This window comes from Xanthobacter variabilis (genome assembly GCF_043831965.2).
In the GTDB taxonomy this organism is placed as follows: domain Bacteria; phylum Pseudomonadota; class Alphaproteobacteria; order Rhizobiales; family Xanthobacteraceae; genus Xanthobacter.
Map to the genome: position 1 here is coordinate 4,485,861 of NZ_CM195533.1, position 26,188 is coordinate 4,512,048.

The 26,188-nt window shown below is 66.6% G+C and carries 21 protein-coding genes and 1 pseudogene; 6 read left to right on the forward strand and 16 right to left on the reverse strand.

What is annotated here, in order from left to right:
* The 6 genes and pseudogenes from V5F26_RS19410 (at position 1) to atzF (ending at position 8,581) form a co-directional block, all read left to right on the forward strand.
* The gene (locus tag V5F26_RS19410; RefSeq protein WP_234053007.1) at positions 1–822 is read left to right on the forward strand and encodes an ABC transporter permease; all 822 of its coding nucleotides are present in this window, start codon (positions 1–3) and stop codon (positions 820–822) included.
* Positions 819–1,669, forward strand: a pseudogene (locus V5F26_RS19415) (ATP-binding cassette domain-containing protein). Before V5F26_RS19410 ends, V5F26_RS19415 begins: the two are co-directional and overlap by 4 nt.
* On the forward strand, positions 1,666–2,502 hold the full coding sequence (locus V5F26_RS19420) for an urea amidolyase associated protein UAAP1 (RefSeq protein ID WP_394946575.1): 837 nt from the start codon (positions 1,666–1,668) through the stop codon (positions 2,500–2,502). The pseudogene V5F26_RS19415 and the gene V5F26_RS19420 overlap by 4 nt, the downstream one beginning before the upstream one ends.
* A 29-nt stretch (positions 2,503–2,531) precedes the next feature.
* A complete protein-coding gene (locus V5F26_RS19425) occupies positions 2,532–3,188 on the forward strand; it encodes an urea amidolyase associated protein UAAP2 (protein WP_394946811.1) in 657 nt (218 codons plus the stop codon).
* Between the two features lie 18 nt (positions 3,189–3,206).
* Positions 3,207–6,764 (forward strand): urea carboxylase, encoded by a 3,558-nt coding sequence (uca, locus tag V5F26_RS19430; RefSeq protein ID WP_394946576.1) that lies wholly within the window; start codon positions 3,207–3,209, stop codon positions 6,762–6,764.
* Positions 6,764–8,581 (forward strand): allophanate hydrolase, encoded by a 1,818-nt coding sequence (gene atzF / locus V5F26_RS19435; RefSeq protein WP_394946577.1) that lies wholly within the window; start codon positions 6,764–6,766, stop codon positions 8,579–8,581. Before uca ends, atzF begins: the two co-directional genes overlap by 1 nt.
* 479 nt (positions 8,582–9,060) lie before the next feature.
* Here atzF and V5F26_RS19440 read toward each other — a convergent pair whose 3' ends face one another.
* From V5F26_RS19440 to V5F26_RS19515, 16 genes are all read right to left on the reverse strand, one after another.
* Positions 9,061–10,050, reverse strand: coding sequence for a 2Fe-2S iron-sulfur cluster-binding protein (locus tag V5F26_RS19440; RefSeq protein ID WP_394946578.1), 990 nt, complete (start codon positions 10,048–10,050; stop codon positions 9,061–9,063).
* A 3-nt stretch (positions 10,051–10,053) separates the two neighbouring features.
* On the reverse strand, positions 10,054–10,383 hold the full coding sequence (locus V5F26_RS19445; protein WP_394946579.1) for a non-heme iron oxygenase ferredoxin subunit: 330 nt from the start codon (positions 10,381–10,383) through the stop codon (positions 10,054–10,056).
* Positions 10,380–11,168, reverse strand: a complete 789-nt coding sequence (locus V5F26_RS19450) for an SDR family oxidoreductase (protein ID WP_394946580.1) — start codon at positions 11,166–11,168, stop codon at positions 10,380–10,382. Before V5F26_RS19450 ends, V5F26_RS19445 begins: the two co-directional genes overlap by 4 nt.
* Positions 11,161–11,703, reverse strand: coding sequence for a flavin reductase family protein (locus V5F26_RS19455; protein ID WP_394058588.1), 543 nt, complete (start codon positions 11,701–11,703; stop codon positions 11,161–11,163). Before V5F26_RS19455 ends, V5F26_RS19450 begins: the two co-directional genes overlap by 8 nt.
* Positions 11,693–12,958, reverse strand: a complete 1,266-nt coding sequence (locus V5F26_RS19460) for a styrene monooxygenase/indole monooxygenase family protein (RefSeq protein ID WP_234053016.1) — start codon at positions 12,956–12,958, stop codon at positions 11,693–11,695. The genes V5F26_RS19455 and V5F26_RS19460 overlap by 11 nt, the downstream gene beginning before the upstream one ends.
* Positions 12,959–12,983: 25 nt before the next feature.
* Positions 12,984–13,478, reverse strand: coding sequence for a nuclear transport factor 2 family protein (locus V5F26_RS19465; protein ID WP_394946581.1), 495 nt, complete (start codon positions 13,476–13,478; stop codon positions 12,984–12,986).
* On the reverse strand, positions 13,475–13,813 hold the full coding sequence (locus V5F26_RS19470) for a hypothetical protein (RefSeq protein WP_394946582.1): 339 nt from the start codon (positions 13,811–13,813) through the stop codon (positions 13,475–13,477). The genes V5F26_RS19465 and V5F26_RS19470 overlap by 4 nt, the downstream gene beginning before the upstream one ends.
* Before the next feature lie 10 nt (positions 13,814–13,823).
* On the reverse strand, positions 13,824–15,026 hold the full coding sequence (locus V5F26_RS19475) for an aromatic ring-hydroxylating oxygenase subunit alpha (RefSeq protein WP_394946583.1): 1,203 nt from the start codon (positions 15,024–15,026) through the stop codon (positions 13,824–13,826).
* 11 nt (positions 15,027–15,037) lie between these two features.
* Positions 15,038–16,336 (reverse strand): acetamidase/formamidase family protein, encoded by a 1,299-nt coding sequence (locus V5F26_RS19480; RefSeq protein ID WP_394946584.1) that lies wholly within the window; start codon positions 16,334–16,336, stop codon positions 15,038–15,040.
* A gap of 30 nt (positions 16,337–16,366) precedes the next feature.
* Positions 16,367–17,248 (reverse strand): SphA family protein, encoded by an 882-nt coding sequence (locus tag V5F26_RS19485; protein WP_394946585.1) that lies wholly within the window; start codon positions 17,246–17,248, stop codon positions 16,367–16,369.
* 138 nt (positions 17,249–17,386) lie between these two features.
* The gene (locus tag V5F26_RS19490) at positions 17,387–18,049 is read right to left on the reverse strand and encodes a response regulator transcription factor (RefSeq protein ID WP_394058599.1); all 663 of its coding nucleotides are present in this window, start codon (positions 18,047–18,049) and stop codon (positions 17,387–17,389) included.
* Positions 18,046–19,548, reverse strand: a complete 1,503-nt coding sequence (locus V5F26_RS19495; protein ID WP_394946586.1) for a PAS domain S-box protein — start codon at positions 19,546–19,548, stop codon at positions 18,046–18,048. The genes V5F26_RS19490 and V5F26_RS19495 overlap by 4 nt, the downstream gene beginning before the upstream one ends.
* 978 nt (positions 19,549–20,526) lie before the next feature.
* Positions 20,527–22,818 (reverse strand): FAD-dependent oxidoreductase, encoded by a 2,292-nt coding sequence (locus V5F26_RS19500; RefSeq protein WP_394946587.1) that lies wholly within the window; start codon positions 22,816–22,818, stop codon positions 20,527–20,529.
* A 136-nt stretch (positions 22,819–22,954) separates the two neighbouring features.
* Positions 22,955–23,947 (reverse strand): branched-chain amino acid ABC transporter permease, encoded by a 993-nt coding sequence (locus tag V5F26_RS19505; RefSeq protein WP_394058605.1) that lies wholly within the window; start codon positions 23,945–23,947, stop codon positions 22,955–22,957.
* A gap of 10 nt (positions 23,948–23,957) precedes the next feature.
* The gene (locus V5F26_RS19510; protein ID WP_394058607.1) at positions 23,958–24,839 is read right to left on the reverse strand and encodes a branched-chain amino acid ABC transporter permease; all 882 of its coding nucleotides are present in this window, start codon (positions 24,837–24,839) and stop codon (positions 23,958–23,960) included.
* Between the two features lie 69 nt (positions 24,840–24,908).
* Positions 24,909–26,120, reverse strand: coding sequence for an ABC transporter substrate-binding protein (locus V5F26_RS19515; protein WP_394946588.1), 1,212 nt, complete (start codon positions 26,118–26,120; stop codon positions 24,909–24,911).
* Between the last annotated feature and the right edge of the window lie 68 nt (positions 26,121–26,188).

Below are 26,188 nucleotides of genomic sequence, written 5' to 3' on the forward strand. Positions count from 1 at the left end.
ATGCGTCTCGTCAATCGATCGCCCGCCAAAGGATGGGCCCGTGTCCTGGCGCTGCTGCCCTTCGTCGCCGTGCTGGTGCTCTATCTGATCGCTTCCGCCGTGCGGCTTTCGGAGAACCCGGCCGACAAGCTCCTCCCGTCGCTGGCGACCATCGGCGACGCCATCGTGCGCATGGCCTTCACGGTGGATGTGCGCACCGGCACCATCCCCCTGTGGAACGACACGGCGGCGAGCCTCGGCCGCCTATTCGCGGGACTGGGCATCGCCACCCTCATCGGCGCGGTGCTCGGCATCGCCATCGGGGTGCTGCCTTATCTTCGGGCACTGCTCGGCCAGTTCGTGGCGGTGGTGTCCATGGTGCCGCCGCTCGCCATCCTGCCCATCCTGTTCATCACCATGGGGCTGGGCGAGGCCTCGAAGATCGCGCTGATCGCAATCGGCATCGCCCCGCTGCTCGTCCGCGATATCGCCTTGCGGGTGATGGACATGCCCCACCAGCAATTCATCAAGGCGCAGACGCTGGGCGCCTCGTCCTGGACGCTGGTGCTGCGGGTGGTGCTGCCGCAGATTTTGCCCCGCCTCATCGATTCGGTGCGCCTCCAGATCGGCCCCGCGTGGCTGTTCCTGATCTCGGCGGAGGCCATCGCCTCGGAGAGCGGGCTCGGCTACCGCATCTTCCTGGTGCGCCGCTATCTCGCCATGGACGTGATCCTGCCTTATGTCGCCTGGATCACGTTCCTCGCCTTCCTCATGGAAATCGCGTTGGTGCTGCTGCAGCGCCGCGCCTTCCCCTGGTTCGCCGCCGCGAGGACCGCCCAATGAGCCTCATCAGCGTCCGCCACCTGTGGAAGGAGTACGACGACCGCGTCGTGCTCGAGGACATCAACCTGGAGATCGAGGAGCGGGCCTTCGTGGCGCTGGTCGGCCCCTCCGGCTGCGGCAAGACCACCTTCCTCAAGATGCTGCTCTCGGAAGAGGTGCCCACCCGCGGGGTCATCGAGCTGGACGGCAAGCCCATTCCGGCCGAGCCGGGCCCCGAGCGGGGGGTGGTCTACCAGCGCTATTCCGTGTTTCCGCATCTGACCGTGCTGGGCAACATCGTATTGGCGAAGGATCTGGGGGCGCGCAACATCGGCGGCCGGCTGCTCGGGCGCGTGTTTGGCGCCGAGCTGCACGCCGCCAAGGCGAAGGCCCGCGAGCTGTTGGACGCGGTGGGCCTCTCCCACGCGGCGGACAAGTATCCAAGCCAGCTTTCCGGCGGCATGCAGCAGCGCCTCGCGCTCGCCCAGGCGCTGATGGCCGAGCCCCGGGTGCTGCTGCTGGACGAGCCCTTCGGCGCGCTCGATCCCGGCATTCGCGCCGACATCCATGTGCTGATGCGCAAGCTGTGGCACGAGCGGTCCCTCACGGCCGTGATGGTGACCCACGATCTGCCGGAAGCGTTCGGCCTTGCCACCCGCGTCATCGCCTTCGAACGGCGGCGCGACGAGCCCTCCGACGGCGGACGCTATGGCGCCCGCATCGCCAAGGATATCGGCATCTGGCCGCCCCGCGTCGCGGGCGCACCGACCGCCCATCCCTGAGCAACCTCTTTCCTCCCGGCCGGGACGACCCGGCGCCAACGGGCATCAGGCGGGACGACCCGCTCGTTCAAGGCGTTGAGACATGACACCATCGATCGACACCCGAGATGCCGAAAAGGCAGCCCTGATCGCCGCCCGCCGCCAGCGCTATGAGGAACTCAAGACCGCCGGCGACGCGGTGACCCCGCGCGTGCTGCCCGCCCCCACCGCCCGCGACGGCGCGCCCATCGCTCCCGAGGCGGTGCGCCACACCGAAACCATTCCCGGCGGCTGGTACTGGACCAAGGTGATCCGCCGGGGCGAGGGCCTGCGGCTTCTCAACACCGCCGGCAATCCGGGCGTCTCGGTGTTCGCCTGGAGCCTTGCTGACCCGTCCGAGCGCTATAACAGCGCCGACACGGTGAAGGTCCAGTGGACCGCCGACATCCGCAAGGGCCGGGTGCTGCTCTCGGACATGGGCCGCGTGCTGTTCTCCATCGTCGAGGACACCTGCTGCGCTCACGACCCCATCATGGGCGGCTCCACCCCCGCCTCGAACCTTGCGAAATATGGCGACGCGGCCCTTCGCAACACGCGCGAGAACATGTGGCTCGCCGCCGCCAAGCATGGCCTGGGCCCGCGGGATGTGGCTCCCGTCATCACCTTCTTCGCACCGGTCTCGTTCGTGGACCACAAGCCCGTGTGGCGCGACGGCATCGTTCAGAAGGGCGATTTCGTGGACCTGCGGGCCGAGCTCGACCTCATCGTGGCGGTCTCCAACTGCCCCCACCCGCTCGCGCCCGACACCGCCTTCGCCCCCGAGCCCATCGAGGCGATCGTCTTCCAGCTCCCCGAGCCCGCGGCCGACGATTTGTGCCGTACCGCCACCGCCGAAGCCCAGCGCGGCTTCGAGAACAACGCCACCTGGCTCCAGGCCTGACGGAGGGGATGATGACGACCGCTCAAACCATGACCACCACCCCCTTCTTCGCCGCCCCGGTGCTGGACGCGGCCAAGGCCGTTTACGACGTCACCGTGCCCGCCAACCGGCCGTGGTCCAAGGTGATCCAGAAGGGCCAGATCCTGCGCATCGTGGACCTCAAGGGCTGCCAGGCGGTGGACACCCTCGTCTATGACGCTCACGACACCTCCGAGCGCTATTCGGCCCAGGACACCATCCTCACCCAGGGCGCGCCCTATGTGACCACCGGCACGAAGCTCATGTCGAACTTCGGCAATGTGCTGGCCGTGGTGGTGGGCGATAGCTGCGGGCGGCACGACACCTCGGCCGGGGCCTGCTCGTGCGAGGCGAACACCGTGCGCTTCGGCCACCACACCCGCTACATGCACGCCTGCCGCGAGAACTTCGTGATGGCCGCCGCCCAACACGGCATGACGAAGCGGGACATCGTGCCCAACATCAACTTCTTCATGAACGTGCCCATTGAGAGCGACGGCAAGCTTGCCATCGTGGATGGCGTCTCCGCGCCCGGCGACCATGTGGACCTGCTCGCCGCCCGCGACATGCTGGTGCTCATCTCCAACTGCCCGCAGGTGAACAATCCCTGCAACGATTTCGACCCGACGCCCATCCGCGTCCTGGTGTTCGATCCGACCGTGGCCTGACGGATAAAGGTGAGCGCCATGTTCAAGAAGGTTCTCATCGCCAATCGGGGCGAGATCGCCGGGCGTGTCATCCGCACGCTCCGCAAGATGAACATCCAATCGGTGGCGGTCTATTCCGACGCCGATCGCTTCACCGCGCCTGTTCTTGCCGCCGACGAGGCCATTCACGTGGGCCCCGACGCGGCCAAGGACAGTTATCTGAAGGCCGACGCCATCCTCGCCGCCTGCAAGGCGACGGGGGCTGAGGCGGTGCATCCCGGCTACGGCTTTCTTTCGGAAAACGCAGCCTTCGCCGAGCGGCTGAAGGCGGAAGGCATCGCCTTCATCGGCCCGCGCCCGGAGCATTTGCGGGACTTCGGGCTGAAGCACACCGCGCGCGACATCGCGCGGGCCGCCGGGGTGCCGCTACTGCCCGGCTCGGGCCTTCTCGACGACGCGGATGCGGCGGTCGCGGCCGCCCATGAGGTGGGCTATCCGGTGATGCTGAAGAGCACCGCCGGCGGCGGCGGCATCGGCATGCAGCTCTGCGCCAATGAGGAGGAGCTGCGCACCAGGTTCGCCAATGTCCAGCGCATGGGCAAGGCCAGCTTCGGCGATGCCCGCGTTTATCTGGAACGCTTCGTCGCCACCGCCCGCCATGTGGAAGTGCAGATCTTCGGCCTGGGCGATGGCCGCGTGCTGACGCTCGGCGAGCGCGATTGCTCGCTCCAGCGCCGCAACCAGAAGGTCCTGGAGGAAACCCCGCCTCCCGGCCTCACCCTGGAGCAGCGCGCGCGCCTCGCGGATGCCGCCCGCAAGCTGGGCGAAGCCGTCTCCTATGAAAGCGCCGGCACGGTGGAATTCATCTGGGACGTGGCGCGCCAGGACTTCTATTTTCTTGAGGTGAACACCCGCCTGCAAGTCGAGCACCCGGTGACGGAAGAAGTGTTCGGCGTGGATCTCGTGGAATGGATGATCCGCCAGGCGGCGGGCGAATTCACCCCGCCTGCGAGCCTTGCCCCCAAGGGAGCGGCCATCGAGGCGCGCATCTATGCGGAGAACCCGCAGGCGGACTTCCGTCCCTCCACCGGCCGCGTGACGTCGCTCACCTTCCCTGAAGGCGCGCGGGTGGATGGCTGGATCGAGCGCGGCAGCGAGGTCACCGCCCATTACGACCCCATGCTCGCCAAGCTCATCGTCCACGGCGCCGACCGGGCCGATGCGGTGGCGAAGCTCCAGGACGCGCTGAAGGCGGCGCGCATCTACGGCCTTGAGACCAATCTCGATTATCTCGGCGCCGTCACCGCCGGCGAGGCCTTCGTTTCGGGCGAGGTGGCGACCAGCGTGCTGAAGGATTTCACCTTCCAGCCCCGCGCCATCGAGGTGCTGAACCCCGGCGCCCAAACCAGCGTGCAGGACGTGCCCGGCCGCATCGGCCTGTGGGACGTGGGCATTCCCCCGTCCGGCCCCATGGATGCGCGTTCCCACCGCCTCGCCAACGTGCTGGTGGGCAATCCCGAAGGCGCGGCGGCGCTGGAATGCACCGTCACCGGCCCCACTCTGCGCTTCCATCGCGATGCGGTGATCGCCCTCACCGGCGCCGACATGGGCGCGAAGGTGGAGGGCAAGAGCGTGCCGCGCTTCGAGCCGGTGGAGATCAAGGCGGGCGAAACCCTGTCCCTGAAGGCCGTCAGCGGTCCCGGCCAGCGGGCTTATCTGGCGGTGGCGGGCGGGCTCGACGTGCCGGATTTCATGGGCTCGAAGGCGACGTTCGGCCTCGGCGGCTTCGGCGGCCATGCCACGGGGACGCTGCGCGCCGGCGATGTGCTGAAGCTGGGCGATGCCCCCACCACGCCCGCCCGCAAAGCGGCAGCCGAAGAGATCCCCGCTCTCACCAATGAGTGGGCACTCACCGTGCGGTCCGGCCCCCATGGCGCGCCGGACTTCTTCCAGGTGGAGGACATTTCCGACCTCTTCACCCACCGCTACGAGGTGCATTTCAACAGCGCCCGCACCGGTGTGCGGCTCATGGGCCCGCAGCCCCGCTGGGCCCGCGCCGATGGCGGCGAGGCGGGCCTGCACCCCTCCAACATCCACGACAACGCCTATGCGGTGGGCGCCCTCGACTTCACCGGCGACATGCCCATCATCCTGGGGCCCGATGGCCCGAGCCTGGGCGGCTTCGTGTGCCCCGTGGTGGTGGCCAACGAGGACCTGTGGAAGGTGGGCCAGCTCAAGCCCGGCGACGGCGTGCGTTTCGTCTGCGCCGACGGCTATGTGGCGGAAAGCCCGCGCATCACCGCACCCACCGTGTTGCCGGCCGCCGAGGGGCTGACCCAAAGCCCGATCCTCGGCTCCATTCCCGATGGCGAGGTGCCGGTGGTCTATCGCCGCGCGGGCGATGCCTATCTGCTGGTGGAATACGGCCCCATGGTGCTCGACATCGCCTTGCGCCTGCGCGTGGGGCTGCTGGCGAAGGCCATCCGCGCCGCCAACCTGCCGGGCATCGTGGACCTGACGCCGGGCATCCGCTCGCTCCAGATCCATTTCGATCCCGACCGCATCTCCGGCGCAAAGCTCACGGCGGCGCTGGCGGAGCTGGAAGCGAGCCTGCCCCATGGCGAGGATGTCACCGTGCCCTCGCGCATCGTGCATCTGCCCTTGTCCTGGAACGACCCGTCCGTCCAGCTCGCCATGCGCAAGTATCAGGAGCTGGTGCGGCCGGATGCGCCCTGGTGCCCCTCCAACATCGAGTTCATCCGCCGCATCAATGGCCTGAATTCCATCGAGGACGTGCATCGCATCGTGTTCGAGGCGGATTACCTGGTGCTGGGCCTGGGCGACGTCTATCTGGGCGCGCCGGTGGCGACCCCGCTCGACCCACGCCACCGCCTCGTCACCACCAAGTACAATCCGGCCCGCACCTGGACCCCGGAAAACGCGGTGGGCATCGGCGGCGCCTATCTGTGCGTCTACGGCATGGAGGGGCCGGGTGGCTACCAGCTCTTCGGCCGCACGGTGCAGATGTGGAATTCCTGGCGCACCACGCGGGAATTCCCGGAAGGCCACCCCCACCTGCTGCGCTTCTTCGACCGCATCAAGTTCTATCCGGTCGATGAAAAGGAGCTGGCCGAGGCGCGCGCGGCCTTCCCCCATGGCCGCTATCCGCTGAAAATCGAGGAGACCCACTTCTCGTGGCGCGAGCACGCGCAATTCCTCAGCGAAAACAAAGCGGAGATCGACACCTTCCAGGCCCACCGCCAGGCCGCCTTCGAGGCGGAACGGGCGGACTGGAAGGCTCGCGGGCTCGACAGCTTCGTGGCCGAGGATGCGCTGGTGCTGGCGGCCGGCGAGGAAGAGCCCCTGCCGTCCGGTGCCACGGCGGTTGCCGCCCACATGACCGGCACGGTCTGGAAGGTGGTGGTGGAGGAAGGTGCGGTGGTAAAGGCGGGAGAGCCCATCGCCATCCTCGAATCCATGAAGATGGAGATGGAAGTTCTCGCCCCGGCTTCCGGTCGCCTTGTGGAAGTGCGCTGCAAGCCGGGCCGCACCGTGCGCGCCGGCGACGTGATCGCCGTCATGGAGGAGAGTGCCTGATGCTGCCGGACATGCTCGATATCTCGACCCTGAAGGCAGGCTATGGGGCCGGCACCTTCACCCCCCTCGACGTGATCGAGGAGGTGATCCGCCGTCTCCATCAGGCCACCGACCCCGCCATCTGGATCTCGCGCTTCTCCGATGACGAGTTGCGCGCCGCCGCGCGGGCGCTCATGGCCGAGGGTGGGCGCGAGGCGCGTCCCCTGTGGGGCATGCCCTTCGCGGTGAAGGACAATATCGACGTGAAGGGGCTGGCCACCACCGCCGCCTGCCCCGCCTTCGCCTATGAGCCGGCGCGGGACGCCGTGGTGGTCGAGCGCCTGAAGGCGGCGGGCGCGCTGGTCATCGGCAAGACCAATCTCGACCAGTTCGCCACCGGCCTCAACGGCACCCGCTCGCCCTATGGCGCGCCGCGCAGCGTGTTCAATGCCGACTATATCTCCGGCGGTTCCTCCTCCGGCTCGGCGGTGGCGGTGGCCTCGGGGCTGGTGGCCTTCTCGCTGGGCACCGACACGGCGGGCTCGGGCCGCGTGCCGGCGGCGTTCAACAACCTGGTGGGCGTGAAGCCCACCAAGGGCCTGGTGCCGAACACCGGGCTCGTGCCCGCATGCCGCAGCCTCGACTGCATCTCCGTCTTCGGCGTCACCACCGGGGATGCGACGCTGGTGCGCCAGGTGATGGAAGGCGTGGACGAAGGCGACGCCTATTCCCGCGCCGCCGCCGCCCGCCCCCTGCCGCTCACGGGCTTCCGTTTCGGCGTGCTCGCGGGCAAGGAGCGCTTCTTCGACGGCGACAAGGAGGCCGAGGCCCTCTACGACACCTCCATTGCGCGCCTCACGGCGCTGGGCGGCACCGCCGTTCCCATCAATTACGCGCCGTTCCGCGACTGCGCGAACCTGCTCTATGGCGGTCCCTGGGTGGCCGAGCGCCTCGCGGCCATCGAGAACTTCTTCGATGGCCACGCGCAGGAGATGGACCCCACCGTGCGCACCATCGTCGGCGGCGGGCGCAAGTTCTCGGCCGTCGATGCCTTCTGCGGCGCCTATGCGCTGGAGGCCTATCGCAAGGCCACCGACGGCGAATGGGCGAAGATGGACGTGCTGCTGCTGCCCACCGCGCCGCGCATCACCACGGTCGCCGACATGCAGGCCGAGCCCATCGCCCGCAATTCCATGCTCGGGCGCTACACCAATTTCGTGAACCTGCTGGACTGCTGCGGCGTCGCCGTGCCCGCCGGCTTCCGCGCCGATGGGCTGCCGGTGGGCGTGACGCTCATCGCCCCCGCTTTCTGCGATGATGCCCTGGCGGTGCTGGCGGACCGGCTGCACCGCGCCGCCGCCAAGGACACCCCTTGCGGCCTTGGGCGCGATCGCGGCGCCGCGCTGCCGGAGGCCGCCCGGCTTGCCCCCTCCACCGATGGGCTGGTGCCCCTGGTGGTGGTGGGTGCCCACCTCTCCGGCATGCCGCTCAATCCCGAGCTGACGCGGGCCGGCGGCGTGCTGCTGAGGGCCTGCCGCACCACGCCGGACTATCGCCTGCACGAACTGCCGGGCACGGTGCCGCCCAAGCCTGGACTGGTGCGCGAGCCGGGCTTTGCCGGCCCCGGCATCGAGGTGGAGGTGTGGGGGCTGCCGGCCGCCGCCTTCGGTGCGTTCGTGGCCGCCATTCCCGCCCCCTTGGGCATCGGCAAGATCTCGCTGGATGACGGCAGCGCCGCCAGCGGCTTCCTGTGCGAGGCCCACGCCATCGCCCAGGCCCGCGACATCACCAGCTTCGGCGGCTGGCGCGCCTGGCGCGCCCAAGGCAGCGCGGCATAGGTCGGATCAAGCTTCAGGGGGCATGCCCGCCACATGGCTCACCCCTTAGGCCACCAACTGGCCCGCCTCTCGGCCCACGGCATGGGAGCGCGGCTTGGGAGCGCGGCTTGGGAGCGCGGCTTGGGCGCGGCTTGGGTGAGGTTTGGGCGCGCCTCCCACCGCAACCCCTCTCCCGCGTGCGGGGCGGGGGCGTGAACGCAGGGAAGAACGGCGCGGCAAGAAGGGGAAAGCTGGGCCTCTCAAAGGCCATGCGCTTTCAACGCCCATGGTCGGCATGAGAGGCCGGATCTTGGTCGCGCTCCCTCCCCGCAGGCCGGGGAGGGAGCGCGACACGGACCAAGCCTTGCTTCTCGCTTCTCAATCCCGCCTTGCACACCGCACCAGGATCGCATCCGCCTGAGCGAGCCGAGCCGGATGGGCCCGAGCCACAAAAGCAAAGGGGCCGCCCCCGCGACGGCCCCTTGCCCGCTCGATGCGCGTCAGAAGAAGCGATCGAAGCGCACGCGGTCTGCGGGCAGCCCGCCTTCGCGCACAAGCATCGTCTCCAGCGCCTGCATCATCGGAGGCGGGCCGGCGCAATAATAGTCGAAGCGATCCATGGTCCCCTCAAGCCAGGCCTGCGCCGCCTCGTGCACCATGCCGTGCGCGAGCCCGCGCACCATCTCCCCCGACACCACCGGCACATAAGTCAGGCGCGGCCCGAGACCGGTCAGCGCATCAAGACACGCCACATCCAGCACATCGGCGCCGGTGCGCCCGCCATGGAAGAAGATCACGCGCCGGGGCGCGCCCTCCGCCGCCACGGCACGGGCAATGGAGACCATCGGCGCCAGGCCCGAGCCCCCCGCCAGGCACACCACGTCCCTTTCCCCCGGCCGCAGATGGGCCAGGCCGAACGGCCCGTCGAGCGTGACCTCGTCGACCGCCCCCTCGAACAGGCGCGTGGTCATGCGCCCGCCGGGCACACGGCGCACCATCACCTCGAACACCCCCGCCTCATTGGGCAGGTTGGCGAGGGAATAGGCGCGCTCCAGGCCATCGGGCAAAGACAGCATCACATATTGCCCAGGCAGGAAACGCGCCGGCCCCTCGGCCCGGAAGCGGAAGCTGCGGATGTCGTGGGTGATGTCGTCGCTGCCGTCCAGCACCGCCTTGCACCGCACGGGAGAGATCAACGGCACGCAGGCCGGGTCCAGCCGCACCTTCACCGTGCAATCCCCACGCGCGCGGCATTGGCAGGCCAGAACGCGCCCCTTGCGCCGGTCGCGATCGGAGAGGCCCGGCGCGTCGGGCCAAAGGTTCTCCACCTCGCCGGAGGTGACTTCCACCTTGCAGGTGCCACAGCCGCCGGCATTGCATTCGTAAGGCAGGCCGAGGCCCGCGCGCAGGCCGGCCCGCAACAGGGTGTCGCCGTCCGCGCAGTCGAAGGTGTCGCCGGTGTCGCCGGTGTCGAGGGTGATGCGCGCCATGGCTCAGGGCACCAGCACGATGTCGTTGCCGCGCAGCTCGAAGCGATGGACCTTCAGGGGAATGGTGCACGGCGCCCCGCACGGCTTGCCGGTGGCGAGCTCGAACGCCCCCGAATGCCAGGGGCATTCCACCACCATGTCCTCTTCATCCACCTCCCCTTCGGAGAGGGAGGCATCCCCATGGGTGCAGGTGTCGTCGGTGACGAAAAAATGCCCGCCGACGCGGAACACGGCCAGCGGCGCGCGGCCGTCCAATTCCACCTTCAGCGCCCCGCCTTCCGGCACGTCGGAAGCGCGGCAGAGCACGATGTCGTCCGTCAGGGTCTCGCTCATGCTTCGATCTCCGCCAGGGAAAGGCCCCGCCGCTCGGGCCCCAGGGCCAGATAGCCGCCATCCACCGACAGGGTGGTGCCGGTGATGAGGGAGGCGCGCGGCGACAACAGAAACAGCACCGCCTCGGCCACCTCGTCCGGATCGCCAACCCGGCCGGTGATGTGCATGGGCGCGGCGATGCGATCCGCCTTCGCCCGGTCACCGCCGACCATGGCGGAGATGGGCGCGGACCAGGTCCAGCCCAACGACACCGCGTTCACACGGATGCCGTCGCCGGCAAGATCAAGGGCCTGCGAGCGCGTGACCTGCTCGATGGTGGCCTTGGTGGCGGGATAGACCCAGCGTCCCGCCTGGGCGATATGCCCCGACACGCTGGTGAAGTTCACCACCGCGCCGCCGCCCTGGGCCGCCATGTGCGGTCGGCAGGCCTGAAGGAAGGCGATGCCCCCGAACACGTTCACATTGAACGCCGCCGCCCAGTCCGCCCGCGAGGAGGACGGCCCCTGGTCGATGTAGCAGGCGGCCGCATTCACCAAGGCGTCGATACGTCCGAAGCGCTCCACGCAGGTGGCGACCGTGGCCGCGATGGCGCCATCATCCCCCACGTCGGTGCGGACGAAGAGCCCGGCGGCGCCGAGCTCCGCCGCCACCCGCGCGCCACCCTCCGCGTCGATATCGGCGATGACGACGCGGGCGCCCGCCTCCACCAGCTTGCGCGCCACAGCGGCGCCGATGAGGGTGGCGCCGCCGGTGACGATGGCCACCTTGCCCGACAAATCAGCCATGGCTCGCCTCCTGAAGGCTCGGCCAGCTTCGGAGCGCCCCGTTGCAGAACACAAGGGGCTGGGCTCCGGCGCCGCGCCGGTGCGCAACCACCCGGCCGATGAGAATGATGTGGTCGCCGCCCTCCACCACCTCGTGCCGCGCGCATTCGAACGTGGCGAGGCAGCCCGGCAGCAGCGGCGCGCCGCCCGCGCCCGCATCGAGATCGAGCCCCGCGAACCGATCCGCGCCCGGGCGGGCGAAGCGGTTGCACAGGTCTTCCTGGGCGGCGGAAAGCACATTGATCGCGAAATGCGTCGCGCCCCGGAACAGGGACAGGCGCGGTGAAGTCTTGGCCAGGCTCCACAGCACCAAGGGCGGGTCCAGGGAGACCGAGGCGAAGGAGTTCACCGTCAGCCCCACCTTCTCACCCTCCGGCGCCAGCGTGGTCACCACGCACACGCCGGTGGCGTAGAGGGAGAGGGAACGGCGCAAGGCGCGCCGCTCCGCTTCCGCAGTCTCGGCCGCAGCGTCGAGCGACACCATCTCACGCGACATGGGCCACCTTCGACGCCACATAACGCTTGGCCGCGTCGAGATCGGCGATGGCCGGCCAGAAGCGGGTGGGATCGTTGAAGTTACCGCAGAACTCGTCGGCAATGGCCGGCACCTTGGAGGCGGCGCCGAGGATTTCCATCACCGCCGGCGTGGGCGGCACCAGCAGGCCATTGGTGAACCCGCAGGTATATTGCCCGGAGGTTTCCCAGAAGCCGTTGAACAGGCTTTCCATCCAGTCGCGGTCGAACGGCTTGTCGCCCCGCTCCAGAATGGCGGCGAGATAGGCCTTCACCATACGATTGGCATTGTTGGCGCCCTGCCCGGCGATGGGATCGTTGAGCACCACCGCATCCCCGATGCCGAACACGATATTGCCCGAGGGCAGCACGCCCACCGGCTTTCGGGTGACGGGCGTGAACGAGCCCTTCAGCCACGCATTAGCGTCGGTCAGCTCCATGTCGTCGGGCACGTGCTCGGCCTGGTCGGGGGTGAGGCGCTTCACCACCTCACGCACGGTGGCCAGCATCTCCGCGCCGTCCTTCACGTCCTGGAACACATCCATGGGGCCGCCGGGCACGGCCTCGAAGAGGAAGGAGCGGCACTCGCCCTTGGTGTGCGTATAGAAGGGCAGCGAGAAGTATTCGCCAGCACCCGCAATGAAGTTGAAGCGCAGCGGACGGAAGGGGATCTCGCGCCATGGCCGGTCACCGGTGAGGTTCGACCCCGTCACCAGCACGGCGGCGAGATTGCGCGGCGGCACCTTGTGGGGCGAGCGGGCCTCGTCGCGCTCAAACAGGGCCGTGATTGCGCCCTTGCCGGCGGCGACGATGGTGAGGTCGTTCTCGGCCGAGATGCGCTCCAGGTCGGCGATGGTGATGGCCTGGATGACGAGCCGCCCGCCACGCCGGGAGAATTCGTTCATCCAGCGGTGGAACTTGGTGCGCACGTCCAGCGCCTGGCCATGATTGACGCCGAGCCGCCCCTGCACGGACAGGCCCACGGTGCCGTCCGGCCCGCGGAAGTCCACATGGATGCCCTCGCCATAGGGGCCGACGTCTTCCCAGAAATTCAAGCACAGATCGCGCTCGATCTTCAGCGAGCTTTCGAACAGGAAGGCCGTGGTGGCGAGGCGCGAATGCAGCACCTGCTCTGCCGTGCGGTCCGAATAGATGGTGACGTCGTAGCCTTTGTCGATCAGGCCGAAGCCGAGCAGCAGGCCGGCCTGCCCGCCGCCGATGATGGCGATCTTGCGCATGGGATGTTCCTTGAAATCTGGAAGGTCACGGCCGGGTCTTGAAGCCCGGCTCGTGGGGGCTGATGAGGGGCAGATCTAGGGTGACGTGGCAGAAGCGCCAGCCGTTGGGCGCGCGCTTGAGGCGCGTGTCGTAGGTGCCGCCCAGGAAGTGGGCCACCGGCTCGTCGCCGGGCTGGTCCTTGATCTTGGAGAGCTCCCACAGCCACCAGCGGCAGCGGGCGCCCTCCCCGTCCTCGTCGATGTCAATCACCGGCGAGGTCATGTAATGCAGCGTCCAGACGATGGTTTCGCGGCCGATGCGGGCGAGCTCGCTCACGATCAGCTCGCGGCCCTGGAAGCGGCCAAAGCCGGCCGCCTCCCACACAGCATCCTCGGTGTACAATCCGGCGAAGATCTCCGGATCGTTCCGCCGGTCGGCGCCGAGGGCATAGAGCCCGACGAGCCTGCGGATCTCCTCCAGGCTTTCGAGCCGCGCCAGGCGGCGCTCCAGCCCATCGGTGCCGCCCATCGCGGTGCTCATGCCGGGATCTGGCCGTGCTCGGCGACGAAGCGGGCCTCGTCGAACGAGTGCGGCACCTTCGGATCGCCGCGATAGAGCTCCACGTGGGGTGCCACCTCGGCCATGGACAGGGCCATCCAGAACACCGGCTTGGCCTCGGGCGCGATCTGGCCCAGAGGGAATTGATCCACATATTCCAGGATCTTGGGCAGCGCGGGCAGCATCGCCTCGTAGAATTCCTTCAGCTCCGCCTTGGTGGAGCTGATGCGCTTGTGCTGCCGCTCATCCTGGGTGGACAGCGCCCAGGCGGCGAAGGGGGCGAGGCCCTGGAAATCCGCGGGAAGGGTCGTGGTCATCGCGTCATCCTCACTCGGCGGCGGTCATGAAGTGTTCAAGGGCGTGGTAGCCGTGGCGGATGAGCACCTCGTCGTCCTGCAGGTGCATCACGCTCTTGGCGCCGGACTCCAGGGCGTCCTGAGTGTCCTCCATGGTGGCGGTGTCCTCCAGCCACGCATTGCGCTGGAGAACCTGGGAGAACTCCTGCGCCCACACTTCAGAGTTGGTCTTCGGCATGGGCAGGTAATACTTTCCTTCCCAGCGTGTCTTGTTATGGGCGAGCGGCCAGAACTGGTGGGTGAACCAGATGCCTTCCGAGACATGCAGCAGCAGGTTCGGGAATAGCACCGACAGCTCGAAGGAGAAATCGGGCCGGCGATCCGGGTTCACGCTCGGCGGCAGCATGGAGGCGCCGCGATTGGTGACCAGCGAGGCGCCGGTGATGGAATTGGCGAGCTTGGCCACGGGCTTGGGCTCGGCATCCATGGACAGGCACACCGCCGTGGTGCGGTGGGGGCCGAACAGCTGCACGTTCTGAAGGCCCGAGGAGAACACGTTCGGGAACGAACCGGCGTGGATGGTGGCCACGTGATAGGCTTCCGCGAAGGCGTCGTGGGCGACCTTCCAGTTGCAGTTCAGAACCGTGTTGTAGGCATAGCACTTGCCCATCTTCTCATAGGGGAAGTCGCCGAGATGCCGGCCGATGCCGCCCAGAAAATCGGTGAGGCTTTCCTTGCCCTCCGCGTCTAGATTGACGAACACGAAGCCGGCCCACACCTCGGTGCGCACGGGGGTCAGGCCATTCTCGCCGCGATGGAAGCAGGAGTGGAACTTCTCCTCCTCCGGCACCGAGACCAGTTCGCCCTTGGCGTCATAGACCCAGCCGTGGAAGCGGCAGGTGACCACCGCCGCCTTGCTGGAGCCAAAGGTTTCGTCGCCGGTCTCCACCACCACCTTGTTGCCCCGGTGGGAGCACACATTGTGGAAGCCGCGAATGGTTCCGTCCTTGCCGCGGATGAGGATGATGGAGGTGTGGGCGAAGGCCAGCTTCTTCACCTTGAAGTCGCCGGCCTTGGGCATTTCCTCCACCCGCGCCACCTTCAGCCAGGCCTTTTTGAACACCTTCTCCATTTCGGCGTCGAAGAAAGCGGGGGAAACGCAGGGCTCCACCGGGATGGGGCCGGTGCCGAGCTCGGGAAAGGCCGAAGCCCACTTCTGCTGGGTGTCAGACATGGATGTGCTCCTCAAAGTCCGTATTGGGCGCGCACGAGATGGGCGATGCCGAGCCGTTCCAGGATCGGCATGGGGCAGAGGAAGGTGACGCGCACCACGCCCGGCAGACGGCTGATCTCGATGGAGCCGGTGATGGTGGCCCGGTTCAAAATCTCGTCGTAGGGCAGGCCCGTGACGGCGGCGGCGCGCTCCAGGCCGTTCTTGGTGGCATCATTGAGGTTGGCGGCGGAGCCGATGAAGGTGATGGGGCCGTTCTCCTCCACCTCCATCTGGCCATAGCGGGCGCCGAGCGCCTTCACCGCCGCCTTCTGGGCGCCGGTCATGGGGCGCGCCATGGGCGGCAGGTCGTCGGGGCGCTGGAGCAGGATCGGGCCATCGATGCCAAGGCCCTTGATGACCTCCACCTCGACCTCGGTCTCGCCCGAGACGTCGGTGGCGTGGCCGGCGATCTCGCCATTGCCCTGCTGGGCGTGCATGTCGCCCATATAGATGCCGGCGCCCTTCACCTTCACCGGGCAGATGAGGATGGCCCCTTCACGCACCGAATTGGTGTCCATGTGGCCGTCGGTCTTGGCGGCGGCCAGCGCCTCGGCGGTCAGCGCGTATTTGTGCGGCGCGCCCACGAGGAAGGAGCCGAAATCGCCCGCATTGTGGGAGTCCGGAATGTCGGCGGAGGGGGTCGAGCCGATATTGCCGAGGAAGGGCTGCATGTGGGCCGCAAGACCCGCAATGTCCGCATGGGCAAGGCTGAGGATGGAGTGCTGCTCGGCCGCCGCCGGCAGGGCCGAGAATTCGCTCGCCTCGCCAGCCAGCTTCTGCGCCACTTCCTTGCTGACGGTGAGGCTGACGCCCGCCTCGCGGTCCAGCACGATCACATAGCCGTTCGCCACGCGGAACGCGTTCACCTCGGAGCCGCAGACGTCGCAGTGAATGGCCTCGTCGCCGATGCCTTCCACGTGGCTCGGCGGGCTCATGGTGCCGCACACCGGGCAGAGCTTGGCCACGAAGGGGTCGCCCTGATAGCGCCCTTCCACAAACTCCATCACGCCCGAGGCGGTGGCGAGCGAGGTGACCTGCATCTTGCGGATCTTGATGGCCACCGCGTCGCCCACCTCGGCGCCCTCCACGGCCACCGGCTGGGTCACCTCATGGCCGCCCTGGAACTTGGGCGTGATCATGGGCCCCCAGCAGCCCGGAGGCGTGCCGGTGCGGATGGTGCCGCCATCGGCCACCGGGCCGAGCATGGGAACCGACGGACCGACGATGCCGCCGGAATAGGAAAACACATCGATGACGGGCACAGCCGGCATGATCTTGAACTCCGAAAAATGTGCAGAAATTCAGAAAGCAGCGATGATGTTGACCCACACCCGGTCGCCCTGCGGCTTATTTTCCACCGCGAACTCGCTCATATACTTGGCGACAGCCGTGAGTTTTCCGGAGGTGTACATGATCTGCGGACCGAGACCGACCGCCTGCCCTTCAAAGCCGCCGAACACGGCGCCAAGGCCACTGTCAGGTGTGGTCTGCTTATAAGCATAGCCGCCGACGCCGATGGCGAACGGGCCAAAATGCTTGGCCGCCACGAAGTCCGTGTGCAACTCCTGGCCGGACTGGTAGTTTGTATCCTGGTTCTCCGTGTTGAAGTCGTACATGACCTTCGCGGAGAACTCCCAACCCTCCTTATTCAGGTAGGTGAAGGCGAAGACGGGCGTGAAAGTGAAGTAGTTCCGCCCGGTATTGGCGAGCGAGTTCGCATCATAGCGCCCGGTCGGCAAGGTGATATCGAAGCCGGTGATGAAGTTCCAGTCGCCGAAGTGCCAGCCCAGAATAAAGGGATCGATGGTGATGTCGCTGATGCCGGTGGAATGCCCCGACATGCCGCCGAAGGACGCGTCCACGCTGGCGATGGGCAGGAAGGCGTGCATGGCCCAGTTGGCGCCCAGGATCTGCACATCGGTGACATAGATGGCGCGGAATACGGTGGCCGCGGCCGTGGCACTGAAGTCGTTGAAGAGCGGACTGCTGTTCTTGAAGGTGCTGGCCGTATAATATTCGTTGTAGCTGACCAGGTAGAAACCGGGCGGCGGCAGATAGCCGGTCATGAAGCTTTCGGCGCCGTTCTGGTAGGAGCCGCCACCACCTTCGGTGGCGTGCGCCGCCCCCGCGCCGCAGAACAGCAGCGAAGTGGCAACAAGAATACGCTGTGCTGTGTGAGACATCGTGACCCCAGTGTCAGGTTTCGCCGCCAGATTTGACTTCCGGCTGGCTCCCGCGTTCCCGCAGGTTCTGGAGTCACTTTAGAAAGGCGCACGGACCGCCCTCAATTGGGGACGATCGCAGACCTATTAGGGTTTTCCCTAATGGAAATCGGGGGTCTCCCCAGATGCCGGCTTCACGCCGCACACCATCTGCACGATCTTGGCAAGGCTGTCGGTGCCCAACTTCTGTCGAATATTGGCGCGATGCACCTCGACGGTCTTGGGACTGATGCCCAATTCATGGGCGATCTGCTTATTTTGATGCCCTTCGATCATCAGGTCAAGCACCGACCGCTCGCGGGGGGAGAGAGAATGGAGGCGCTGGGCCCTTCGCGTATTGTGCTGGGCCTCCGCAAAAAGGCGCACGCCTTCCGCCACCGCGGCCTGGATGGTGTCGATCATCACCTGATAATTGAACGGCTTCTGGATGAAATCGAAGGCCCCGCTTTTGAGCGCCCGCACCGACATGGGCACGTCGCCATGGCCCGTGATGAAGACGATGGGCAGCGGCGCGCCCCGGCGCGAAAGCTCTTTCTGGAGGTCAAAACCACCCATCATCGGCATGCGCACGTCGAGCACAACGCAGCCGGGCCTGCCCGTGTCATAGGCATCAAGGAACTCGGCCGCCCCCGCGCACACGCGCAGGTCGCACCCGACGGATTCCAAAAGGAAGCGCAGGGAGGTGCGCACCGCGTCGTCGTCATCCACGATATAGACGACAGGCACGGGGGCCCCGGCCTCCGGTCGCGGCGGTGTGCTCATGCGTGGCCTCCCTTTTCTTCCTCGATAGGCAAGGCGACGTGGAACACCGTGCCCCTCGCCCCGGATGTTGCCCACATGTGCCCGGCATGGGAATCGACGATGGTGCGGCACAGAGCCAGGCCGATGCCCAGCCCCTCCTTCTTGGTGGTGTAGAAGGCGTCGAAAATCTGGTCCGGATTCATGCGCGGCAGGCCGTGGCCATTGTCCTCCACCGAGATGCGCACGGCGCGCGGCAGCCGATCGGTGGTGATCCGCAGCACCCGCCGCTCGGGCGCCGTGCCGGCCATCGCCTCGATGCCATTGAAAGCAATGTTGAGGATGACCTGCTCGATGAGGATGGGGTCCGCCACCGCGCTGACCGGCTGCTCGCACAGCCCATATTCCACCCGCGCCTCGGATCGCTCCGCCTTCAGGTCGATGAAGGAGGCCACGTCCCGCACCATCTCGTTCACATCCACCTGCTGGCGCTGGGGTTCATTTCGGCGCGTGAAATTGAGGATGGACCCCATGATGCGCCCTGCCCGCTCAGCCTGGGCATTCACCTCGCGCAGCGCCGTCAGCGTCTCGTCCGGATCGAAGCGGCCGCTCTCCAGGCGATGGATGCAGCCGCCGATATAATTGCCGATGGCCGCGAACGGCTGGTTCAACTCGTGGGCCAGGGCCGAGGCCAATTCGCCCATGGAGCGGCAGCGCGCCACATGCTCCAGCTCACGCTCACGCTCGCGCGCCTTGCGCTCGGCCTCCACGCGCTCGGTCACGTCACGGTAGTTGACCAGGATGCCCTCCATCTCGGAGGTCCGCAGCAGGTTCTTCACCGTCGCCTCGTGATGGCGCCAGCCGCCGTCGCGGTGGAGGATGCGATAGGTGACGTGCTGGGCCCCATCCGCGTCGGCCGGGCTCTGCCCCTCGGGACGCAGCAGCAGGCGGACCCGTTCGATGTCCGCGGGATGGATATAGTCCAGCACGTTGCGGCCGGTGGCGCGACGTTCGTCATAGCCCAACACCGTGGAGATGGAGGGTGACACATAGCGCAGCCGGCCGTTGGGCTGCACGATGGCAATGCCATCGGAGGAATGCTGGATCAGGCGCCGGAAATGGGCCTCGCGCGCAATCAGCCGCTCCTCATAAAGCTTGCGCTCGCGAATGTCGCGGAACAGCGCCAGCACCAGCCGGCGCCCTTCCACGGTGATGACCTTGAGGTTCACCTCCACCGGCAGCTCATCGCCCCCGCGCGGCAGTATGGTCCACTCAAAGGTCGAGCCGCCCTGCTCGCTGGCGCGGCGGATGAGCCGCAGCGCCTGCTCCGGGCAGAAGGGCTTGCGCGGCGGGCTGATGCCCGCAACCGTCATGGTCAGCAATTCATCGCGCGAGTACCCGGTCAGCAGTTCCGATGTCTCGTTGGCCTCCAGGATCTGCCCGTCGTCAGGATCATGGATGAAGATCGCGTCGCTCGCGTTCTCGAATGCGGTTCGGTAATGGCTGTCGGAAAGCTGGCTCATGGCAAGCTGGCTCGCAAGGGCAAAGGGCGCAATCGAGGGCACATGCGACAGTCATGTGTCGTTTCCCCGCCCATTTTCAAGTCGCGATCCTACCGTGCACATTTTTTCAGCATCGGCGCCGAGGCTTCGCGGAGGTGAGATGCCCTGCAGCGAACCACAACCGGAAAGTTCAGTCCACTTTGAAGCAAACCGACACCAAGAGGCCCCGGCGCGCGCCCCGCAAGCCGAGGCACGTTCGCGCTAAGGTTTCATTTCGCACCAAAAGCTAAATCCACGACTCACACAACCGACTCAAGCCATCGCCTGCGGCAGAAGATAGCATGGCCTCCATATAACCCTACGGAAGACTTGCTAAAAGCTATATTCCGTCATACACGCATTGCATGATGGGAGATGGTGGTATCCATCTGATAAAACTACGATTTATGCAGAAAATTCCGGAGTGGAACAAAACCGTCCCCTCACTCCAAAAGGCCGACCAATACCAATTCAACAGAAGATTTATTTCTTTTCGCGCGCTCTGAAACTTGATAAGACGAATTACTCGCGATGCGAGCACACTTGATTTCAGGTTGCTGTGCACCGCGAACATGCGAGCTGGAGGCTCCCCCCGAGGGCCCGAGTTCGCGGTGAAATTTGAGCTACCCATGCCAAGCCCTGACCGGCATGGGCTAGCGGGCCGGATGGTGAGCCCCCATTTCACCGTCCGGCCCGTCAAACTGCCCCCCCCCCGGAGCACGACAGGAGAGCCCGCAGGAAACGGCGTGGACCACGGCTGGCGGCCCTGGCCGGGAAGGGCACAAGGGCGATCGCTGCGTGTTAAGCGCGGTCACACCAGGGCCCGCCACGACGGGGCAACCTATGTCATCGGGATAAGGGCCCGTCCGCGCGCTCTACGCACGGGGCGGGAATGAGGAGCCCGCCCGCACGGCCGCACGCGGCGTGCGCCATCCCCTTCAATGGAAGCCTTGAAATGCCTCAGGCGTGCCCCAGCGCGCGCTTCGCCTCGGCATAACCGTCGGCAATATTGGCCTGCACCGCGAGATCGGAGAAATCATAGTCGCGCGAAGCATGTTCCGCGCCCTGGCCGCTGCGGACGATGCGGGTCATGGAGCTCATGGCGCCATCGCCCATGAGCTGGATAAAGGCGGGCAGACGCTTCACCTTGGCTGCCTCCACATCATCGAGGCGGCTGACGATGTGGTCGACCAACTTGCGATAATATTCGATCTTCTCGCGATAATGCAGATCACTCTGCACCCGTTCGGAATAGACGATCTCCTCGCGCCGCGCGAACACTTCGATCATGTTTGAGGGCAGCGGCCGGCGGCCGGAGAACAGGTCGACAATGAAGACCCGCTTGCCGTCCGGCCCGCAGCGCTCCAGCAGCAGATCCAGCGGCGAATTGTTGACGATCCCGCCATCCCAATAAGGCTTGCCGTCGATGATGGTCCAAGGGAAGCTCGGCGGCAGGCTGCCGCTGGCCAGAACGTGGTCGGCGGTCAGCTCGTCCACATAGCTGTCGAACACCTCCAGGCTGGCGGTGGTGACGTTCACCGCGCTCATCAGCAGCCGGACCGGGCTGTCCTTCAAGGTGGAGAAGTCCACATATTTGGCCAGCAGCGCCTTCATGGGCGAGGTGTCGTAATAGCTGGTCCAGTTGGCCGGCCAGTCCTCCGGCCCACGCGGGGGGATGACCCAGCGCGGTGTGAAGAAGTTCGGCACGCCCATGGTGAGAATGGTGGAGGCCGCCGCCGCCCGCCGCATCTCCAGAAAGGGGAGCTGCGGGGTGGCTACGGACAGGTCGGCCCAGAAGGATTCCAGCGCCTCTGTGGCATGGCGCGGATTGGCCGCCACCACCGCGCCGTTCAGCGCGCCGATCGAGACGCCGGCGACGATGTCGGGGAAAATGCCCTCTTCCTCCAGCGCCTTCACCACCCCGCACTCGAACGCGCCGAGCGCGCCGCCGCCCTGGAGAATCAGCGCCGTCTGGGTGGGGATGTGATCAAGCACGAAGCTCGGCTCGCGCAGGCGATGCTTCACCGCGCCGAGAGACACCCGATAGCGGATCAACCCTTCCGCCACCCGGATTTCATCGGGCGGCCGCCCCACGGTGAACAGTGCGCGCGGCACATCTCCCTTCAGGTAGAAGAACCCGAACGAGCCGTTCTCCAGAGAACCGCGCGCAATCCAGTTGTCCGCCTCCTCGGTGGCGCCGAGCACGTTGAAGCCGATGTCGCCCACCTCGCAGAAGAAATAGGAGACTTCGTCATAGCGCAGCCGGCGCCCCAGCATGTTGCGGGCGGCCAGCCGGCCCTGCTTCAGCGCATTGTCCCAATGCTGCAGGTGACGGCGTCGGGCGAACACGGGATCATGGAAATTGGTGATGTCGCCGGCGGCGAACACATTGGCGACGCCCGTGCGCAACTGTTCGTCCACCAGCACATAGCCCTCGTCGTCGAGGGGAATGCCGCTCCCCGCGAGAAAGCTGGTGGCCGGGGTCACGCCGATGGAAACGACAACGAGCTCGCACGGCACCCGGCGGCCGCCCGCGGTTTCCACCCCCTCCACCTTGTTCTTGCCGCGCACGGCGCTGACCGCGTCGCCCAGCAGCAGGGTGGCGCCCCGCTCGCGGGCATAATCCTCGAAATATTGGGAGAGGCTGGGGGCTTCCAAATGGGGCAGAAGGCGCGGCCCCTTCTCGATGATGGTGACCTTGAGCCCCTTCTCCAGCAGCGACATGGCGATCTCCATGCCGAGATAGCTGCCACCCAGCACCACCGCCCGCTTGGCCCCGACCATGGCGGCGCGAATGGCATCGGCATCGGTCTTGTGGCGCAGGCTGAAGACGCCGGGCAGCTTGGCGCCCGGCACGTCCAGCGGACGCGGCTTGGCGCCGGTGGCGATCAGCAGTTGGCCGTAGCCGATGTGCTCGCCAGCGGCGGTGACGATCTGCTGCTTGACCGTGTCGATCCGCACCACCTTGGTGCCCAGCACCAGTGAGATGGCATTCTCTTCATAGAAACTCTGGGGATGGATGTAGATGTGCCCATCCGGGTCGTCGCCCAGCAGCAGGCCCTTGGACAGGGCCGTGTGATGATAGGGCGGCACATCCTCGGCCGAAACCATCATCACGGAGCCGGTGGCCCCCTCCGACCGCAGGGTTGCGGCCGCCGAAGCACTGGCGATGCCGCCCCCGAGCAGCAGGCAGTCCGCATAGCGCGTGATGCCGCCATGAAGCTGCTCTTGCGCTGGTCCGACCGCGTTCATCGCTTCCCCTCGCCAATCCGGCACCAGGAGCCAGCACCGCATGGCGCCTGCTCCTGGTGACCTGTCGCGACAGAGGATAGCCTAGCGACATGACACGCAATCAAAAAGATCGCGGTCGCGCCGCGCGGGTGCCGGTTCAGCCGGCCTTCCGGCTTCCGTAATACTTGGCGATGGCGAGCACCTCACCCACGATGCCCCTGCGGAACAGCGACACCGCGGCCACGAAAATGACGCCCTGGATCACCAGCACCCACTCGCCGAGGCCGGCAAGATAGTTCTGCATGGTGACGATCACCGCGGCGCCCACCACCGGGCCGAGAATGGTGCCCATGCCGCCCACCAGCGTCATCAGGATCACCTCGCCAGACATCTGCCAGGCGACGTCCGTGAGCGAGGCCAGCTGGAACACCAGCACCTTGGTGGAGCCCGCAAGCCCCGCCAGGCCCGCCGACAGCACGAACGCGAGCAGCTTGTACTGGTTCGCCCGATAGCCCAGCGAGATGGCGCGCGGCTCATTCTCGCGGATGGCCTTGAGCACCTGCCCGAACGGCGAGTGGATGGTGCGGTAGATGACCAGGAAGCCGATCACGAAGATGGCCAGCACCACATAATACAGATGCACGTCGTTGGTGATGTCGATGAAGCCGAACAGCGGCCGGCGCGGCACCGACTGCAGACCATCCTCGCCGCCGGTGAAGGGGGCCTGGAGGCAGAAGAAGAAGAACATCTGCGCCAGGGCCAGCGTGACCATTGCGAAATAGATGCCCTGCCGGCGGATGGCGATGATGCCCACGACAAAGCCCAGCGCCGCCGCGAACGCGACGCCCGCCAGAATACCCAGCTCCGGCGAGAAGCCCATCACCTTGATGGTGTGGGCGGTGATGTAGGCCGAGCCGCCGAAGAACATGGCATGGCCGAACGAGAGCAGGCCCGTATAGCCCAGCATCAGGTTGAAGGCGCACGCGAACAGCGCGAAGCACATCACCTTCATCAGGAACACGGGATAGACGCCGAACGGCGCCACCAGCAGCACCGCGATGGCTGCAAGGCCCATCACGGTGAGCACGGACGAGCCGCCGGAGGCGGTGCCGGCCGGGGCGCGGGAAGAAGAACTGGTCGATGCGCTCATGGCAGCCGCCTCACTTCGCCGTGCCGAACAGGCCGGCGGGCTTCACCATGAGCACGATGGCCATGATGACGAAAATCACGGTGGACGAGGCCTCCGGGTAGAACACCTTTGTGAGACCCTCCACCACGCCCAGGCCGAAGCCGGTGAGGATGGCGCCCATGATGGAGCCCATGCCGCCGATCACCACTACCGCGAACACCACGATGATGAGGTTTGAGCCCATGGTAGGGCTCACTTGGTAGGCGGGCGCCGCGAGCACGCCGGCGAGCGCCGCCAGGCCCACGCCGAAGCCGTAGGTGAGCGTGATCATGCGCGGCACGTCGATGCCAAAGGCCTGCACCAGGTCCGGCCGCTCGGTGGCCGCGCGCAGGTAGGAGCCGAGCTTCGTGCGCTCAATGACGAACCAGGTGGCGAAGCACACCACCAGCGAGGCCACCACCACGAAGGCGCGGTAATTGGGCAGGAACATGAAGCCCAGATTGGTGCCGCCCGGCAGCGGATTGTTGTAGGGCAGGCCCGACGACCCGTATTGCCGCCGGAACAGCCCCTCGAAGATGAGCGCGAGGCCGAAGGTGAGCAGCAGGCCGTAGAGATGATCGAGATTATAGAGGCGCCGCAGGAGCGTACGCTCGATCACCATGCCGATGATGGCAACGATCACCGGCGCGATGATGAGCGCGCCCCAGAACGGCACGCCCAGATAGTTGAGCAGCATCCACGCCGCGAACGCGCCCATCATGTATTGCGCGCCGTGGGTGAAGTTGATGACGTTCAACAGGCCGAAGATCACCGCGAGCCCGAGGCTCAGCATGGCGTAGAACGCGCCGTTGATAAGGCCCAGCAGCAGCTGGCCAAACAGCGCCTGGGGAGGAATGCCGAGAAGCTCGAACATGGGACATCCGTCTCGTCAGGAGAAAGCGGGCCGGCCCGCGGGGGAAGGTCGGCCCGTCTCGAGTTGGCCTCAGCCCTTCTTCACCAGGGGGCAGTCGCTCTCGCTCAGCGGGCGGAACGCTTCATTGGCGGGAATGGTCGCCTTCAGGATGTAATAATCCCACGGCCCCTTGGATTCGGACGGCTTCTTCACCTCATAGAGGTACATGGGGTGGATGTGGCGCCCGTCCGCGCGCACCTCGCCCTTGCCGAACAGCGGGTCGTCGGTGGGGATCTTCTTCATCTCGGCCACCACGGCCGCGCCATCCTTGGCGGACTTCAGGGCCTCGACCGCCTTCAGATAGTGCAGCACGCCCGAATACACGCCGGCCTGCACCATGGTGGGGCGCCGGCCGCCATTGGCCTTGGCGAATTCGTCTGCGAACTTGCGGTTGGCGTCGGTCTGGTCCCAGTACCAGGCGGAGGTGAGGTTCAGCCCCTGCGCGGTCTTCAGGCCCAGCGAATGCACGTCGGTGAGGAAGATCAGCAGGCCGGCAAGCTTCTGCCCACCCTCGACGATGCCGTATTCCGACGCCTGCTTGATGGAATTGATGGTGTCACCACCGGCATTGGCCAGGCCGATGATCTTGGCCTTGGAGCTTTGCGCCTGCAGCAGGAAGGAGGAGAAGTCCGCATTGTTGAGCGGCACCTTCACGGAACCCACCACCTTGCCGCCATTGTCCACCACCACCTTGGAGGTGTCGCGCTCCAGCGCGTGGCCAAAGGCATAATCGGCGGTGAGGAAGAACCAGGTGTCGCCACCGGTCTTCACGATCGCCTTGCCGGTGCCGTTCGCGAGCGCCCAGGTGTCATAGGTCCAATGCACGGTATTGGGCGTGCAGGCCTTGCCGGTGAGGTCGGAGGTGGCGGCGCCGGAATTGATGAAGACCTTGTTCTTCTCCTGCGTCACGCCGGAAGCCGCGAGGGCCACGCCGGAATTGGGCGTGTCGAGGATCACGTCCACGCCTTCCGTATCGTACCACTTGCGGGCGATGGAGGTGCCCACGTCGGCCTTGTTCTGGTGGTCGGCGGCGATCACCTCCACCTTCAGGCCCTTGGCGGCGGCACCGAAGTCTTCCACCGCCTTCTTGGCGGCCCAAACCGAGCCGGGCCCGCCGAGATCGGCATAAAGGCCGGACTGATCGTTGAGCACGCCGATCTTCACGGGAACGGGGTCTGCAGCCTGGGCCACGCCGATGCCGACGAGGCTCGTGGCCGCCAGCAGAATGGCAGCAAATCGCATGATGTCTCCTCCGTGCCGGACTTTCGCCGGCTTTATATTTGTCAGGAACACAAGTGCACCGGGCGCAG

Bases quoted from the DNA above. Each gene is read 5' to 3' on its own strand.
- V5F26_RS19440 (WP_394946578.1), bottom strand. From the start codon at position 10,050: ATGGCGCGCATCACCCTCGACACCGGCGACACCGGCGACACCTTCGAC.
- V5F26_RS19480 (WP_394946584.1), bottom strand. From the start codon at position 16,336: ATGCCGGCTGTGCCCGTCATCGATGTGTTTTCCTATTCCGGCGGCATC.
- V5F26_RS19420 (WP_394946575.1), top strand. From the start codon at position 1,666: ATGACACCATCGATCGACACCCGAGATGCCGAAAAGGCAGCCCTGATC.
- V5F26_RS19510 (WP_394058607.1), bottom strand. From the start codon at position 24,839: ATGTTCGAGCTTCTCGGCATTCCTCCCCAGGCGCTGTTTGGCCAGCTG.
- atzF (WP_394946577.1), top strand. From the start codon at position 6,764: ATGCTGCCGGACATGCTCGATATCTCGACCCTGAAGGCAGGCTATGGG.
- V5F26_RS19485 (WP_394946585.1), bottom strand. From the start codon at position 17,248: ATGTCTCACACAGCACAGCGTATTCTTGTTGCCACTTCGCTGCTGTTC.
- V5F26_RS19495 (WP_394946586.1), bottom strand. From the start codon at position 19,548: ATGAGCCAGCTTTCCGACAGCCATTACCGAACCGCATTCGAGAACGCG.
- V5F26_RS19465 (WP_394946581.1), bottom strand. From the start codon at position 13,478: ATGAGCACCGCGATGGGCGGCACCGATGGGCTGGAGCGCCGCCTGGCG.
- V5F26_RS19470 (WP_394946582.1), bottom strand. From the start codon at position 13,813: ATGACCACGACCCTTCCCGCGGATTTCCAGGGCCTCGCCCCCTTCGCC.
- V5F26_RS19445 (WP_394946579.1), bottom strand. From the start codon at position 10,383: ATGAGCGAGACCCTGACGGACGACATCGTGCTCTGCCGCGCTTCCGAC.
- V5F26_RS19490 (WP_394058599.1), bottom strand. From the start codon at position 18,049: ATGAGCACACCGCCGCGACCGGAGGCCGGGGCCCCCGTGCCTGTCGTC.
- V5F26_RS19460 (WP_234053016.1), bottom strand. From the start codon at position 12,958: ATGCGCAAGATCGCCATCATCGGCGGCGGGCAGGCCGGCCTGCTGCTC.
- V5F26_RS19505 (WP_394058605.1), bottom strand. From the start codon at position 23,947: ATGAGCGCATCGACCAGTTCTTCTTCCCGCGCCCCGGCCGGCACCGCC.
- V5F26_RS19450 (WP_394946580.1), bottom strand. From the start codon at position 11,168: ATGGCTGATTTGTCGGGCAAGGTGGCCATCGTCACCGGCGGCGCCACC.
- V5F26_RS19425 (WP_394946811.1), top strand. From the start codon at position 2,532: ATGACCACCACCCCCTTCTTCGCCGCCCCGGTGCTGGACGCGGCCAAG.
- V5F26_RS19475 (WP_394946583.1), bottom strand. From the start codon at position 15,026: ATGTCTGACACCCAGCAGAAGTGGGCTTCGGCCTTTCCCGAGCTCGGC.
- V5F26_RS19410 (WP_234053007.1), top strand. From the start codon at position 1: ATGCGTCTCGTCAATCGATCGCCCGCCAAAGGATGGGCCCGTGTCCTG.
- V5F26_RS19455 (WP_394058588.1), bottom strand. From the start codon at position 11,703: ATGTCGCGTGAGATGGTGTCGCTCGACGCTGCGGCCGAGACTGCGGAA.
- V5F26_RS19500 (WP_394946587.1), bottom strand. From the start codon at position 22,818: ATGAACGCGGTCGGACCAGCGCAAGAGCAGCTTCATGGCGGCATCACG.
- uca (WP_394946576.1), top strand. From the start codon at position 3,207: ATGTTCAAGAAGGTTCTCATCGCCAATCGGGGCGAGATCGCCGGGCGT.
- V5F26_RS19515 (WP_394946588.1), bottom strand. From the start codon at position 26,120: ATGCGATTTGCTGCCATTCTGCTGGCGGCCACGAGCCTCGTCGGCATC.